13 protein-coding genes are annotated in these 14557 nt (G+C 50.9%); 7 read left to right on the top strand and 6 right to left on the bottom strand.

The features are described from left to right. Positions 1-1931, top strand: a 1931-nt coding sequence (locus tag ACUU1I_RS06655; protein ID WP_449144819.1) for an ornithine decarboxylase, incomplete at its 5' end; no start/stop codon positions are given. Then, a complete protein-coding gene (gene potE / locus ACUU1I_RS06650; RefSeq protein ID WP_000075854.1) occupies positions 1928-3247 on the top strand; it encodes a putrescine-ornithine antiporter in 1320 nt (439 codons plus the stop codon). The genes ACUU1I_RS06655 and potE, both read left to right, overlap by 4 nt. A 55-nt stretch (positions 3248-3302) precedes the next feature. On the opposite strand, the gene pgm is transcribed toward potE, so the two are convergent. Together pgm and seqA are read right to left on the bottom strand one after the other, a co-directional pair. Further along, positions 3303-4943 (bottom strand): phosphoglucomutase (alpha-D-glucose-1,6-bisphosphate-dependent), encoded by a 1641-nt coding sequence (gene pgm / locus ACUU1I_RS06645; RefSeq protein WP_005060937.1) that lies wholly within the window; start codon positions 4941-4943, stop codon positions 3303-3305. A 25-nt stretch (positions 4944-4968) separates the two neighbouring features. Further along, entirely contained in the window at positions 4969-5514 is a 546-nt protein-coding gene (seqA, locus tag ACUU1I_RS06640) for a replication initiation negative regulator SeqA (RefSeq protein WP_000848387.1), read from the bottom strand. 184 nt (positions 5515-5698) lie between these two features. On the opposite strand from seqA, the gene ybfF reads away from it, so the two are divergent. The 5 genes from ybfF to fur all read left to right on the top strand — a co-directional run bounded on the left by ybfF (position 5699) and on the right by fur (position 8301). Continuing rightward, positions 5699-6463 (top strand): esterase, encoded by a 765-nt coding sequence (gene ybfF / locus ACUU1I_RS06635; protein ID WP_000773301.1) that lies wholly within the window; start codon positions 5699-5701, stop codon positions 6461-6463. Positions 6464-6602: 139 nt separating this feature from the next. Continuing rightward, on the top strand, positions 6603-6896 hold the full coding sequence (ybfE, locus tag ACUU1I_RS06630) for a LexA regulated protein (RefSeq protein WP_001300829.1): 294 nt from the start codon (positions 6603-6605) through the stop codon (positions 6894-6896). 139 nt (positions 6897-7035) lie between these two features. After that, positions 7036-7566, top strand: a complete 531-nt coding sequence (fldA, locus tag ACUU1I_RS06625; RefSeq protein WP_001018618.1) for a flavodoxin FldA — start codon at positions 7036-7038, stop codon at positions 7564-7566. A 209-nt stretch (positions 7567-7775) separates the two neighbouring features. Next, on the top strand, positions 7776-7862 hold the full coding sequence (gene uof / locus ACUU1I_RS06620) for a fur leader peptide (RefSeq protein ID WP_001406816.1): 87 nt from the start codon (positions 7776-7778) through the stop codon (positions 7860-7862). Further along, the gene (fur, locus tag ACUU1I_RS06615) at positions 7855-8301 is read left to right on the top strand and encodes a ferric iron uptake transcriptional regulator (protein ID WP_000131702.1); all 447 of its coding nucleotides are present in this window, start codon (positions 7855-7857) and stop codon (positions 8299-8301) included. The genes uof and fur overlap by 8 nt, the downstream gene beginning before the upstream one ends. An 83-nt stretch (positions 8302-8384) precedes the next feature. Here fur and chiQ read toward each other — a convergent pair whose 3' ends face one another. The 4 genes from chiQ to nagE form a co-directional block, all read right to left on the bottom strand. Further along, positions 8385-8711 (bottom strand): ChiQ/YbfN family lipoprotein, encoded by a 327-nt coding sequence (chiQ, locus tag ACUU1I_RS06610; protein ID WP_000733592.1) that lies wholly within the window; start codon positions 8709-8711, stop codon positions 8385-8387. A 36-nt stretch (positions 8712-8747) separates the two neighbouring features. Next, complete coding sequence (gene chiP, locus ACUU1I_RS06605) at positions 8748-10154, bottom strand: chitoporin ChiP (RefSeq protein WP_001258813.1); 1407 nt, start codon at positions 10152-10154, stop codon at positions 8748-8750. 578 nt (positions 10155-10732) lie between these two features. Further along, a complete protein-coding gene (gene glnS / locus ACUU1I_RS06600) occupies positions 10733-12397 on the bottom strand; it encodes a glutamine--tRNA ligase (protein WP_001287131.1) in 1665 nt (554 codons plus the stop codon). A 202-nt stretch (positions 12398-12599) separates the two neighbouring features. Next, the gene (gene nagE, locus ACUU1I_RS06595) at positions 12600-14546 is read right to left on the bottom strand and encodes a PTS N-acetyl glucosamine transporter subunit IIABC (protein ID WP_001023094.1); all 1947 of its coding nucleotides are present in this window, start codon (positions 14544-14546) and stop codon (positions 12600-12602) included. Positions 14547-14557 lie beyond the last annotated feature (11 nt).

The following is a 14557-nucleotide window of genomic DNA, read 5'->3' as shown; positions in this document are numbered from 1 at the left end:
CGGAAAATGAAGAACGTGTACCAGCAGAATATCTGCCACGTATTTCTGGTGTCTTCGAGCATTGCGAATCACGGAAAGAGTTTTATGGACGTCAGTTAGAAACCGCTGCTAGCCATTATGAAACGCAACTGCGCCCGCCCTTCTTCCGCGCACTGGTCGATTATGTCAATCAGGGCAATAGCGCTTTTGACTGCCCGGGTCATCAGGGAGGTGAGTTTTTCCGTCGTCATCCGGCAGGGAATCAGTTCGTGGAGTACTTCGGAGAAACGCTGTTCCGTTCCGACTTATGCAACGCAGACGTAGCAATGGGCGATCTGCTGATTCACGAAGGCGCGCCATGCATTGCACAGCAACATGCGGCAAAAGTGTTTAATGCCGATAAAACATACTTCGTTCTAAATGGCACTTCATCTTCTAACAAAGTGGTTTTAAACGCCCTGCTAACACCGGGTGATCTGGAAACGGCACGTAACCCGTATGGCTTTATCGGTGGCATTGATGCGCACTGTTTTGAAGAAAGTTACCTGCGTGAGCTGATCGCGGAAGTCGCACCGCAGCGGGCAAAAGAGGCTCGTCCTTTCCGCCTCGCTGTGATTCAGTTAGGCACCTACGACGGTACGATTTATAACGCCCGCCAGGTGGTGGATAAAATTGGTCATCTGTGTGACTACATTCTGTTTGACTCCGCATGGGTTGGCTATGAGCAATTTATCCCGATGATGGCTGACTGTTCGCCGCTGTTGCTGGATCTTAATGAGAACGATCCGGGTATTCTAGTTACGCAATCCGTACATAAACAGCAGGCTGGTTTTTCTCAAACTTCACAAATCCATAAAAAAGACAGCCACATCAAAGGGCAACAGCGTTATGTACCGCACAAACGCATGAACAACGCCTTTATGATGCACGCCTCCACCAGCCCGTTCTATCCGCTGTTTGCCGCACTGGATATCAACGCCAAAATGCATGAAGGTGTCAGCGGTCGTAATATGTGGATGGATTGTGTGGTAAATGGCATTAATGCCCGCAAACTGATCCTCGATAACTGTCAGCATATTCGTCCGTTCGTACCTGAACTGGTGGATGGTAAACCCTGGCAGTCGTATGAAACAGCGCAAATTGCGGTTGATCTGCGCTTCTTCCAGTTTGTACCAGGGGAACACTGGCATTCTTTTGAAGGCTATGCAGAGAATCAATACTTTGTCGATCCTTACAAACTGTTGCTGACAACCCCAGGTATTGATGCACGTAACGGCGAATATGAAGCGTTCGGTGTACCCGCGACGATTCTTGCTAACTTCCTGCGCGAAAATGGCGTAGTGCCGGAAAAATGCGATCTTAACTCCATCCTCTTCCTGCTGACTCCGGCAGAAGATATGGCCAAACTTCAGCAACTTGTTGCCCTGCTGGTACGCTTCGAAAAACTGCTTGAGTCCGACGCGCCATTAGCAGAAGTGCTGCCTTCCATCTACAAACAGCATGAAGAGCGCTACGCCGGTTATACCCTGCGTCAGTTGTGCCAGGAAATGCATGATTTGTATGCCCGCCACAACGTGAAACAACTGCAAAAAGAGATGTTCCGCAAAGCGCACTTCCCACACGTCAGCATGAATCCGCAAGAAGCCAACTACGCCTATTTACGCGGTGAAGTGGAGCTGGTTCGTCTGCCGGATGCCGAAGGTCGTATCGCTGCCGAAGGGGCGCTTCCTTATCCTCCGGGTGTGCTGTGTGTTGTTCCGGGTGAAATCTGGGGTTGTGCTGTTTTGCGTTACTTCAGCGCTCTGGAAGAAGGGATCAACCTGCTGCCAGGTTTTGCACCGGAGCTGCAGGGTGTCTATATCGAAGAACATGATGGTCGTAAGCAAGTTTGGTGCTATGTCATCAAGCCTCGTGATGCGCAAAGCACCCTGTTGAAAGGGGAAAAATTATGAGTCAGGCTAAATCGAACAAAATGGGCGTCGTTCAGTTAACCATACTGACGATGGTCAACATGATGGGCTCCGGTATCATCATGCTGCCGACAAAGCTTGCCGAAGTTGGGACAATTTCAATTATCTCCTGGCTGGTGACAGCCGTAGGCTCAATGGCACTGGCATGGGCATTCGCAAAATGCGGTATGTTCAGCCGTAAATCAGGTGGTATGGGCGGTTATGCCGAGTATGCTTTCGGTAAATCCGGTAACTTTATGGCGAACTATACCTACGGCGTCTCACTGCTGATTGCTAACGTCGCGATTGCTATTTCGGCGGTTGGTTACGGCACCGAACTGCTCGGCGCGAGTTTGTCGCCAGTGCAGATTGGTCTTGCGACCATCGGGGTGCAGTGGATTTGTACCGTGGCTAACTTTGGTGGTGCGCGCATTACCGGGCAAATCAGTAGCATTACCGTGTGGGGGGTCATTATTCCGGTGGTAGGCCTGTGCATTATCGGCTGGTTCTGGTTTAGCCCGACGCTTTACGTTGATTCCTGGAATCCGCATCATGCACCGTTCTTCAGTGCAGTAGGTTCTTCCATCACTATGACGCTGTGGGCTTTTCTTGGTCTGGAGTCTGCGTGTGCGAATACTGATGTAGTGGAAAACCCGGAACGTAATGTGCCAATCGCGGTACTCGGCGGTACGTTAGGTGCGGCGGTGATTTATATCGTCTCCACCAACGTGATTGCAGGGATTGTGCCTAATATGGAGCTGGCAAATTCAACGGCACCATTTGGCCTGGCCTTCGCACAGATGTTCACACCAGAAGTGGGTAAAGTCATTATGGCGCTGATGGTGATGTCCTGCTGCGGTTCGCTGCTTGGCTGGCAGTTCACCATTGCCCAGGTGTTTAAATCTTCATCTGATGAAGGCTACTTCCCTAAAATTTTCTCCCGTGTAACCAAAGTGGATGCACCGGTGCAGGGAATGTTGACCATTGTGATTATCCAGAGCGGGTTGCCGCTGATGACGATTAGCCCGTCGCTAAACAGTCAGTTCAACGTGCTGGTTAACCTGGCCGTGGTGACCAATATCATTCCGTATATTCTGTCAATGGCGGCATTAGTCATTATTCAGAAGGTCGCTAATGTGCCCCCCTCAAAAGCGAAAGTTGCAAACTTTGTTGCTTTTGTTGGCGCGATGTATAGCTTTTATGCGCTGTACTCATCCGGGGAAGAAGCCATGCTGTACGGTTCCATCGTGACCTTCCTTGGTTGGACACTGTATGGTCTGGTATCACCACGCTTTGAACTGAAAAATAAACACGGTTAAAAAAGCAAAGTAAAAAAGGGCGATCTTGCGACCGCCCTTTTTTTATTAAATGTGTTTACGCGTTTTTCAGAACTTCGCTAACAATCTCAACCGCTTCTTTCTCAATCTGCTTGCGATGTTCTTCACCGAGGAAGCTTTCGCAGTAGATCTTATATGCGTCTTCCGTGCCTGACGGACGCGCGGCGAACCAGCCGTTGTCAGTCATCACTTTCAGACCGCCAATAGAAGCACCGTTGCCCGGAGCAGCAGTCAGGCGCGCGGTGATCGGGTCACCTGCCAGGGTGCTGGCGCTCACCATTTCCGGAGACAGCTTAGACAGCGCCGCTTTTTGTGCGGAAGTCGCAGCTGCCTGCAAACGGTTGTAGCTCGGCGCACCAAAGCGTTTTGCCAGTTCGTTGTAGTGTTCCTGCGGGTTCTTACCGGTGACAGCGGTGATTTCCGCCGCCAGCAGACACATAATGATGCCGTCCTTGTCGGTGGACCACGGCGTGCCGTCGAAACGCAGGAAGGAAGCCCCTGCGCTCTCTTCGCCGCCAAAGCCGAAGCTGCCGTCGAACAGACCATCAACAAACCATTTGAAACCTACCGGTACTTCTACCAGCTTACGGCCCAAGTCATTGACCACACGGTCGATCATCGCAGAAGAAACCAGCGTTTTACCGACAGCAACATCTTTGCCCCACTGCGGACGATGCTGGAACAGGTAGTTGATCGCCACCGCCAGGTAGTGGTTCGGATTCATCAAACCTGCCGGAGTGACGATACCGTGACGGTCATAATCCGGGTCGTTAGCAAACGCCAGATCGAACTTATCACGCAGTGCCAGCAGACCCGCCATCGCACACTCGGAGGAGCAGTCCATACGGATCGCACCGTCTTTATCGAGGTGCATAAAGCGGAAGGTTTGATCGACCTGATCGTTAACGATGGTCAGGTTGAGGTTGTAATACTCGCCAATGCGCTTCCAGTATTCGATACCGGAACCGCCCAACGGATCAACGCCCAGCGTCAGGCCCGCTTTCTGAATCGCCGCCATATCAACGATATCGGCCAGCCCTTCCACGAACGGCTGCACCAGATCCTGCTCTTTCACATAGCCGGATGCCATCGCTTCGTCGAGGGAGATACGCTTCACGCCTTTCAGGCCATCGGCCATCAGTGCGTTGGCCCTGTCTTCCACCACTTTGGTGACGTTAGTATCAGCCGGGCCACCATTTGGCGGATTGTACTTGATACCACCATCTTCCGGCGGGTTATGGGACGGTGTAATCACGATACCGTCTGCCAGCGGGCCACCTTTTTTATTGTGAACCAGGATGGCATTGGAAACGGCAGGCGTCGGAGTGAAGCCATTGTTTTCCTGCACAATGACATCAACGCCGTTCGCTGCCAGCACTTCCAGTACGGAAATGAACGCAGGCTCGGACAGGGCGTGAGTATCTTTACCCACATAGCAAGGGCCAGTGATGCCGTTTTTCGCACGTTCTTCAGCAATTGCCTGAGCGATCGCCAGAATGTGCGGCTCGTTAAAGCTGTGGCGCGCTGCACTGCCACGGTGACCGGAAGTACCGAATTTCACCGCGTGCTCCGCATTCCCTGCTTCTGGTTTCAGTACATAATATTGCGCCGTCAGTTGGGCGACGTTAATCAAATCACTCTGTTGTGCAGGTTGGCCTGCACGATTGTGGATTGCCATTGCTTTGTCCTTTGTCTGCAACGTTTTAGATAGTTCCGCAAACCTTCTCAATCAATTCCGCCGGGAATTGCATCGACTGCATGATGTGTTCGATCATGCTGCATTTACGGCCGGTGTTGGTGTTGGTGATCACCCAATACGGCGTGCCTGGCACATGTTTCGGCTTGGTCTGATTACCATTTTTCAGCAGCGTTTGTTCATCTGCCGCAAAGTACACGCGTGTACGACCGTGCAACGATTCCGTTGCTTCGGCAAACGCCTGGGCGTCAAGAGAATATAGTGTAGACAACAGCAGCATAAAGCGATTGACCGCTCGCTTTTGCTCTGCGTATTCGTCCGAAAGCAGAAGTTCACGCATTGCGCGAACCTTGTCTTTAATCGTTTTGACCGGCTTCGCTTCGACGATAGCAGGTGACGCAACGCGAACCTCTTTCGTCACCGGAGCAGCAGGCTGTGATGCGGCGGAAAATTTCAACATACGCCGTAAAATGTCGGATGCGCTCTCGCCGATATGCTTAGTGTGGCTGGCAATATAGCTGTAGAGTTCATCATCAACTTCAATCGTTTTCATCTTAATCCAGTGCAGTGTCTTAGCTGAATACAAGTCGCCAAGAGTATATGAATAAATCCCGGCAGCGGATAGCGTCAAGCCTGGCTTGCAGAAAAACTCGGAATAAACCTTATTTGTTGCAGCCCTGTGGCACAATGGTCAACATAATACCCTAACCCGACAACGCGAAAAAAAGAACTTTGCCATGAAATTAAATATCCGCGCGCAAACTGCACAAAACCAGCACAATAATTCTCCCATCGTTCTTGTCCATGGTCTGTTTGGTAGCCTCGACAACCTTGGCGTACTGGCTCGCGATCTGGTAAACGATCACAATATCATCCAGGTTGATATGCGTAACCACGGTCTTTCACCAAGAGAGCCGGTAATGAATTACCCGGCGATGGCGCAGGATCTTGTTGATACCCTGGATGCACTGCAGATCGACAAAGCAACATTTATCGGTCACTCCATGGGCGGTAAAGCGGTAATGGCACTTACTGCACTGGCCCCCGATCGCATCGATAAACTGGTGGCGATCGATATCGCACCGGTCGACTATCACGTACGCCGTCATGATGAGATTTTCGCAGCTATCAACGCGGTCAGTGAATCGGACGCACAAACTCGCCAGCAAGCAGCAGCAATAATGCGCCAGCATCTTAATGAAGAAGGGGTGATTCAGTTTCTGTTGAAATCTTTTGTTGACGGGGAGTGGCGCTTTAACGTACCGGTATTGTGGGATCAGTATCCGCATATTGTGGGTTGGGAGAAAATCCCGGCATGGGATCACCCTGCCCTGTTTATCCCTGGCGGCAATTCTCCGTATGTTAGCGAGCAGTACCGTGATGATTTACTGGCACAATTTCCACAGGCACGGGCGCATGTGATTGCAGGCGCGGGTCACTGGGTCCATGCTGAAAAACCGGATGCGGTATTACGCGCTATCCGTCGCTATCTCAATGATTAACGCAACTGATTAAAAACCCAGCGTCCGCGTCGCTTTCCGCGCGTGGGCGTTGGCGTGAGTCATCGCGCTGATGTATTATGGCGCGCTATCCATCCGGGCAGAGGCCTGGCTGATTGTTTCCCCCGAAGTCACCAAGATCATGGCCAAAGAACAAACGGACCGTACGACATTAGATCTGTTCGCGCACGAGCGTCGACCGGGACGACCGAAAACTAATCCGCTTTCGCGCGATGAACAGCTGCGTATTAATAAACGCAACCAGCTAAAACGCGACAAAGTACGTGGCCTTAAGCGTGTCGAACTGAAGCTGAACGCGGAAGCTGTCGAGGCGCTGAACGAGCTGGCGGAATCGCGTAATATGAGCCGTAGCGAACTGATCGAAGAGATGTTAATGCAGCAACTGGCGGCGCTGCGTAGTCAGGGCATCGTTTAAATTTCCACTTTCATGTAGCACAGTGTGCAGTCCTGCTCGTTTGCTGATTCCGCAAGACTGCCTGTTCTGCTATGATTGCCTTTATCCGTGGGCAATTTTCCACCCCCATTTCAATAAGTTTCAAGAGGTTATTTCACTCATGGCTATCACTGGCATCTTTTTCGGCAGCGACACCGGTAATACCGAAAATATCGCAAAAATGATTCAAAAACAGCTTGGTAAAGACGTTGCCGATGTCCATGACATTGCAAAAAGCAGCAAAGAAGATCTGGAAGCTTACGACATTCTGCTGCTGGGCATCCCAACCTGGTATTACGGCGAAGCGCAGTGTGACTGGGATGACTTCTTCCCGACTCTCGAAGAGATTGATTTCAATGGTAAACTGGTTGCGCTGTTTGGTTGTGGTGACCAGGAAGATTACGCCGAATATTTCTGCGACGCATTGGGCACCATCCGCGACATCATTGAACCGCGCGGTGCAACCATCGTTGGTCACTGGCCAACTGCGGGCTATCATTTCGAAGCATCAAAAGGTCTGGCAGATGACGACCACTTTGTCGGTCTGGCTATCGACGAAGACCGTCAGCCGGAACTGACCGCTGAACGTGTAGAAAAATGGGTTAAACAGATTTCTGAAGAGTTGCATCTCGACGAAATTCTTAATGCCTGATGTGATGCGGCGTAGACTCATGTCTACGCCGTATTAATAGATAATGCCAATCAAAATAATTGCTACAAATTTGTAACTTTTGCTGTTGTACCTGTACAATGTCCCAGTGTTCAAGTGGCCTTGCCGTTGTAAATGTAAGCTGTGCCACGTTTTTATTAACAATATTTGCCAGGGACTTGTGGTTTTCATTTAGGCGTGGCAATTCTATAATGATACGCATTATCTCAAGAGCAAATTCTGTCACTTCTTCTAATGAAGTGAACCGCTTAGTAACAGGACAGATTCCGCATGACTGATAACAATACCGCCCTAAAGAAAGCTGGCCTGAAAGTAACGCTTCCTCGTTTAAAAATCCTGGAAGTTCTTCAGGAGCCGGACAACCATCACGTCAGTGCGGAAGATTTATACAAACGTCTGATCGATATGGGTGAAGAAATTGGTCTGGCTACGGTATATCGCGTACTGAACCAGTTTGACGACGCTGGTATCGTCACCCGCCACAATTTTGAAGGCGGTAAATCCGTATTTGAGCTGACACAGCAACATCACCACGATCACCTGATTTGCCTCGACTGCGGCAAGGTTATCGAATTTAGTGATGATTCCATCGAAGCGCGTCAGCGTGAAATTGCCGCAAAACATGGCATTCGCCTGACTAACCACAGTCTCTATCTTTACGGTCACTGTGCCGAAGGCGATTGCCGCGAAGATGAGCACGCGCACGAAGGCAAATAAGCCAGCCTGAACGAGAAAAGCCAACCTGCGGGTTGGCTTTTTTATACAAGGGAAATAAGAAAAGCGAGAGTTACAGCTCTCACTTATTTGTTATTACTGCGTATTTCCTGCCAGACCTTATCACAATCGGCTTTCACCGCCTGATCATTTCCGGTTTGCGTTGCACGCAGACACTGCTGATAATCCAGTACGCGTACACTTTCCTGGTCGGCAAACTGCTGATGTTGTTTCTCTTTCTTCAGCACGTTTAACACGCTCTGGCAGGCTTCAATTTTTTCTGGCGAACCTTGCGCGGTGTTGATACAGGCGCTGTATGCCTCTTTCAGACGGCTGTCTTCCTGTGGTGCGGTTGATTGCGCACAAGCTACCAGCCCCGATGCCATCATGGCGATGAGAATCAGTTTTTTCATTGAATGCGGCAGGCACAAAACCTGCCGCGTCGGGCATCAGAAGATGGTGAATGGTGCGATTACCATAAATTTCACGTCACGCTCATCCTGGAAGATGTTACCGTAACCGCCGCCCCAGCTTGGGATGTCGGAGTGGTTGTCGTATTCGGTGAAGTGCAGTTTGAACATCGTGCCTTTGGCGCGACCGTCCTGAATGGTGTAGACCGCATCCAGGCTGTAGGCAGACTCTTCAATAGTCCGGTTTTTGTCGTTGTACGCATCCGGATTGCTCTGCCAGGTCGCAGGTTTAGCATCCCATGCGTAAACGTAGGAAGCGCCGATGGCGAAGCCTGGAAGATTCCAGTTTTTCAGGTCATACATCGCACCGAAGAAGACCGCTTTTTCGCCGTTAGCGTTGAAGTAGGAACGGTTATCCCACCAGATATCCAGGCGGCCGTTGGAGGAAGCGTAGGTTGGGGTCATACGTTGCAGGAAGTATCCCTGCTGACTGTCAGCCTTAACCCAGGTGCCTTCGAGGCGCAAATCCACTACGTCAGCCGCCCGGTAACCAAAGGTCAACGCTTGCAGCCAAGCGGTGCCGTCATAAAGATCGTTGACGCTGCGATCGTCAACTTTATCGCGGGTACCATAGAACTGGTAGCTGGTGGTTAACGGGCTACCGGCGATATCAAATTTGTAGCTGGCTTTGGCAAAATATTGATCGATATACCCTTCCGCCTGACCAAATGCCGCTTCCAGTACGAAGTTATTTTTGAAGTCGTATTTCGCACCGATGGAGTGCAGATAATCAACTTTGGTGGTTTTATCGTTCTGATAAAACTCATCCATTTCCAGATGCCACGGCGCTTTGTATTCGTTGGTCCACATGTAGGAGAAACTCAAGGCACCAGCATCGCCGTAATCAAAATTCGCCCCGGCTTCCGCCCCCTGATAAGTACCCGGCATAAAGCTCCAGTGCGGCGCTAACAGCGTTTGACCGGTTGGCTGAATGTAACCTGCCCTCGCCCAAACCGGACCGTATTTAAATTTGGCCGCAGCTTTATACAGGCTTATACCGCTTTTGTCGCCGGACCAGTCTTCGTCATAGGCTTTATTACTTTTTGAAAACGCGATTTCGTTCGGGTGGGAGCTGTCGCCGTTTTCCGCCATTTCAATCGCCGTAAACGCAGCAATATCAAGGCCGAACATATCAGCAGCATAACCGGACTGAAAATCGAGGTTGGCATTCCAGGTGGAGTGAAAAAGGTTGGTTTTGTATTTGTCGCCGTCGGTAACATCTTTACGGTCGCGTTCACGCTGCCAGTAATAGATACCGCCGGTTAAGGTTGAATCGTCGATGAATCCTTCGGCGCGAGCCTCCGGCATTGCCATAAAGCCCGACATTGCTGTAACACCGGCAATAGCCAGCGCCAGCGTACTACGTTTGCCACTAAACGTACGCATGGGTTAATCCTCTTTGACGTATAAATTGCTGCACCAAAGGTGAACAGCGAAAAAAAATAAAAATTAAAAAAGTAGCGTTGAGAAAAGTCTCGCTGACTACAGGAACAGACTATTTTTCGCGACGCGAATTATCAATCTCTTTCTGTAACCAGAATGTAAGAACATGAGCAACCGCACATATTTTGATGATTTTTGTTACAAGGCTTAAGTTTGCGGTTGAAAGGCTTGCAGAAGAATAAAAACGTGAAATTCCAGCAAGATGAAAGCGGTTACATTTTATTTAATTATGTTTTGTGATTTTAAATTTATTTTATGGATAAATTGCGAAGCGGAATTAATTCGCGAAGAAAAGCAGAAAAAACGCCGCAGAGCGCGGCGTTTGGGATTGTTTGCTATTTCTTGCCGGATGCGGCGTGAACGCCTTATCCGGCCTACAAAAGCACGCAAATTCAATATATTGCAGAGATCATGTAGGCCTAATAAGCGAAGCGCATCAGGCAATTTAGCGTTTGAAATTTATTGTCTATTTATTGCCGGATGCGACGTAAATGCCTCACCCGGCTTGGTAGAACTTAAAATTACTCGCCTACTTTCGCCCAGGTATCACGCAGCCCAACGGTGCGGTTAAATACCGGTTTTTCGGCCGTGGAATGGCGGCTGTCGAGGCAGAAGTAACCTTCACGCTCAAACTGGAATGCTTTACCCGCTACCGCATCTTTCAGCGACGGTTCAGCAAAGCCCTGTTTGATCACCAGCGATTCCGGGTTAATCACCGACAGGAAATCATCCGCAGCACCTGGGTTAGGCACGCTGAACAGACGATCATACAAACGGATTTCAACCGGCAGCGCATGTGCCGCGCTCACCCAGTGAATAACACCTTTGACTTTACGACCATCTGCCGGATCTTTGCTTAAGGTGTCGGCGTCATAAGTACAGAAGATGGTGGTGATATTACCTTCGGCATCTTTCTCCACGCGTTCAGCCTTAATGACGTAAGCATTACGCAGACGCACTTCTTTACCCAGCACCAGACGTTTGTACTGCTTGTTAGCTTCTTCGCGGAAATCGGCGCGATCGATCCAAATTTCACCGCTAAACGGCACCTGACGGCTCCCCATTTCCGGTTTGTTCGGATGGTTCGGCATGGTGACCATTTCGCCTTCGCCCTGATAGTTTTCGATAACCAGTTTCACCGGATCGATAACTGCCATTGCGCGCGGCGCATTTTCGTTGAGATCTTCACGGATGCAGGATTCCAGCGACGCCATCTCAATGGTGTTGTCCTGCTTGGTCACGCCGATGCGTTTGCAGAACTCACGAATAGAAGCCGCAGTGTAACCACGACGACGCAGACCGGAAATGGTCGGCATACGCGGGTCATCCCAGCCTTCAACGTGCTTGTCGGTCACCAGCAGGTTCAGCTTACGCTTGGACATCACAGTGTATTCCAGATTCAGGCGCGAGAATTCGTACTGGCGCGGATGAACAGGAATGGTGATGTTATCCAGTACCCAGTCGTACAGACGACGGTTGTCCTGGAACTCAAGCGTACACAGAGAGTGCGTAATACCTTCCAGCGCATCGCTGATGCAATGGGTGAAGTCGTACATCGGGTAGATGCACCACTTGTTGCCAGTCTGGTGGTGTTCAGCAAATTTAATGCGGTACAGCACCGGATCGCGCATTACGATAAATGGCGACGCCATGTCGATTTTCGCACGCAGGCAGGCTTTACCTTCTTCAAAACCACCGGCACGCATTTTTTCGAACAGCGCCAAGTTCTCTTCAACGCTGCGGTCGCGGTACGGGCTGTTTTTACCCGGCTGCGTCAGGGTACCGCGGTATTCGCGGATCTGTTCCGGTGTCAGTTCATCAACGTACGCCAGGCCTTTATTGATCAGTTCGATCGCATAGGCGTGGAGCTGATCAAAATAATCGGAGGAGTAACGGACGTTACCAGACCAGTGAAAACCTAACCACTCTACGTCGTTTTTGATCGAATCGACATACTCGATATCTTCTTTTACCGGGTTAGTGTCGTCGAAACGCAGGTTGCACTGGCCTTTATAGTCCTGGGCGATCCCGAAGTTCAGGCAGATAGATTTCGCATGGCCAATATGCAGATAGCCATTCGGCTCCGGCGGGAAACGGGTGTGTACTGTGGTGTGCTTACCACTGGCCAGATCTTCATCGATGATCTGACGGATAAAGTTAGTCGGGCGGGCTTCTGCCTCACTCATCGTGGATTCCTCAAAGCGTAAACAACGTATAACGGCGTATGATCTTATAAGCGGGACAGGCTGACAACTGTTAGTTTTTTAAAATTGATAATCTAACAAGGATTATGGGGATGATTGATGAAAAAAAAAGCGGCAGAGAAGATCTCCACCGCTTGTCATTGTTGGATGCGACGCTGCCGTGTCGCATCAGGCATAAAGCAGATTACTTTTTGATTTCATACAGCGGTGTTTGACCCGCCACAACATGGCCCTGAGCTTTAATGATCAAGCCACTGAAATCGTCGATATTGCTGCAAACCACCGGGCTAATCATCGAGCGGGCGTTAGCGTTCAGGTAATCCAGATCCATTTCCAGAATCGGTTGCCCTGCGCTTACCTGCGCACCCTCTTCCACCAGACGTTTAAAGCCTTTACCTTCCAGCGCTACGGTGTCGATACCCATATGGACGACGATCTCCGCGCCTTTTTCGGTTTCCAGGCAGAACGCGTGGTTGGTGTTGAAGATTTTCACGATTGTCCCTGCGGCTGGTGATACGACGATTTTATCTGTCGGTTTCACCGCCACACCGTCACCCACCGCTTTGCTGGCGAATGCTTCGTCAGGAACCTGATCCAGTGCCACGACATCACCGGTAATCGGCGATACCAGCTCCGCGATAGATACCGCGTTTGGTACAGCCTGCGGTTTTGCTACAGGCGCGGCAGTTGCCGGAGTTGCTTCAGCTGACGCAGCGGCTACCGGACCACGGGCAACGACTTTCTTCATCGCATCGCCGATGGATTCTGCTTTCGCGCCAACAATCACCTGAATAGTCTGTTTGTTCAGTTTCACTACACCAGAAGCACCCAGACGTTTACACATCGTATCGTTGACGCGGGCAGAGTCAGCCACGGTCAGGCGCAGACGGGTAATACAGGCATCAATCGCTTTCAGGTTGTCAGTACCGCCAACCGCAGCAATATAGTTGGTTGCCAGTTGAGTCAGACCTTCTTCAGTATTGCTGTTGGCTTCTTCAGTAACGATCTCGTCTTCTTTATCTTCACGACCCGGCGTTTTCAGGTTGAACATGCGGATAACCAAACTGAACACCACGAAGTAGATAGCGAAGAAGATAACGCCCATCACCAGCAGCATCCAGACGTTCTGGCTGGCGGCCGGCAGGTTATACATCAACGCGTAGTCGATAGCACCCGCAGAGAAAGAGAAGCCGGCATGGATACCCAGCAGCGTTGCCACAAACAGGCTGATACCGGTCAGCAGTGCGTGCAGGAGGTACAGCAGCGGCGCAAGGAACATGAACAGGAATTCCAGCGGCTCAGTCACACCGGTCAGGAACGCAGTAACAGCAACAGAAAGCAGCATCCCGCCAACCATCGGACGACGCTCTTTCGGTGCTGCGAAGTACATCGCCAGCGCCGCACCCGGCAGACCGAACATCATGATCGGGAAGAAGCCGGACATGAACATCCCCGCGGTGCCGTCACCAGCGTAGAAACGGTTGATGTCGCCGTGGAAAACCGTACCCGCCGCGTTGGTGAATTCACCAATCTGGAACCAGGCGATGGTGTTCAGCACCTGATGCAGACCGGTTGGGATCAGCAGACGGTTGATGAAACCAAAGATACCGGAACCCAGCGCGCCCGCAGAAACGATCCACTCGCCGCCTGCATGGATAGCGTGCTGTACCGGCGGCCAGACGTAACCAAAAATGGCCGCCAGCACCAGACAGAAGAAGCCGGTGGCGATCGGCACAAAGCGTTTGCCGCCGAAGAAGCTCAGGAAGTCCGGCAGTTTAATATCGGACCAACGGTTATAGGCTGCGCCACCAACCAGACCGGTAATGATACCCGCCAGTACACCCATGTTAATTTCTGGGTTGATGGTCACCATCGCTTTGGTTAACACAAAGTAACCTACCGCACCCGCCAGCGCCGCCGCACCTGCGCTGTCTTTCGACCAGCTGGATGCCACACCGATGGCGAAGATTAATGCGAGGTTATCAAAAATTGCACCGCCCGCCTGGGCAATAAACGCAACGTTAAGTAAATCTGGCTGACCGAATCGCAGCAACAGCGCCGCCACCGGCAGCACCGCGATAGGGAGCTGTAACGCCCTACCGAGTCGCTGGAAAAAACCTAAAATATTCATCTTATTCCCCC

It is taken from the genome of Shigella sp. SIG3, from assembly GCF_053555855.1.
Note: the sequence above shows the minus strand (reverse complement) of the source record. Positions and strands in the feature narration are given on the sequence as shown.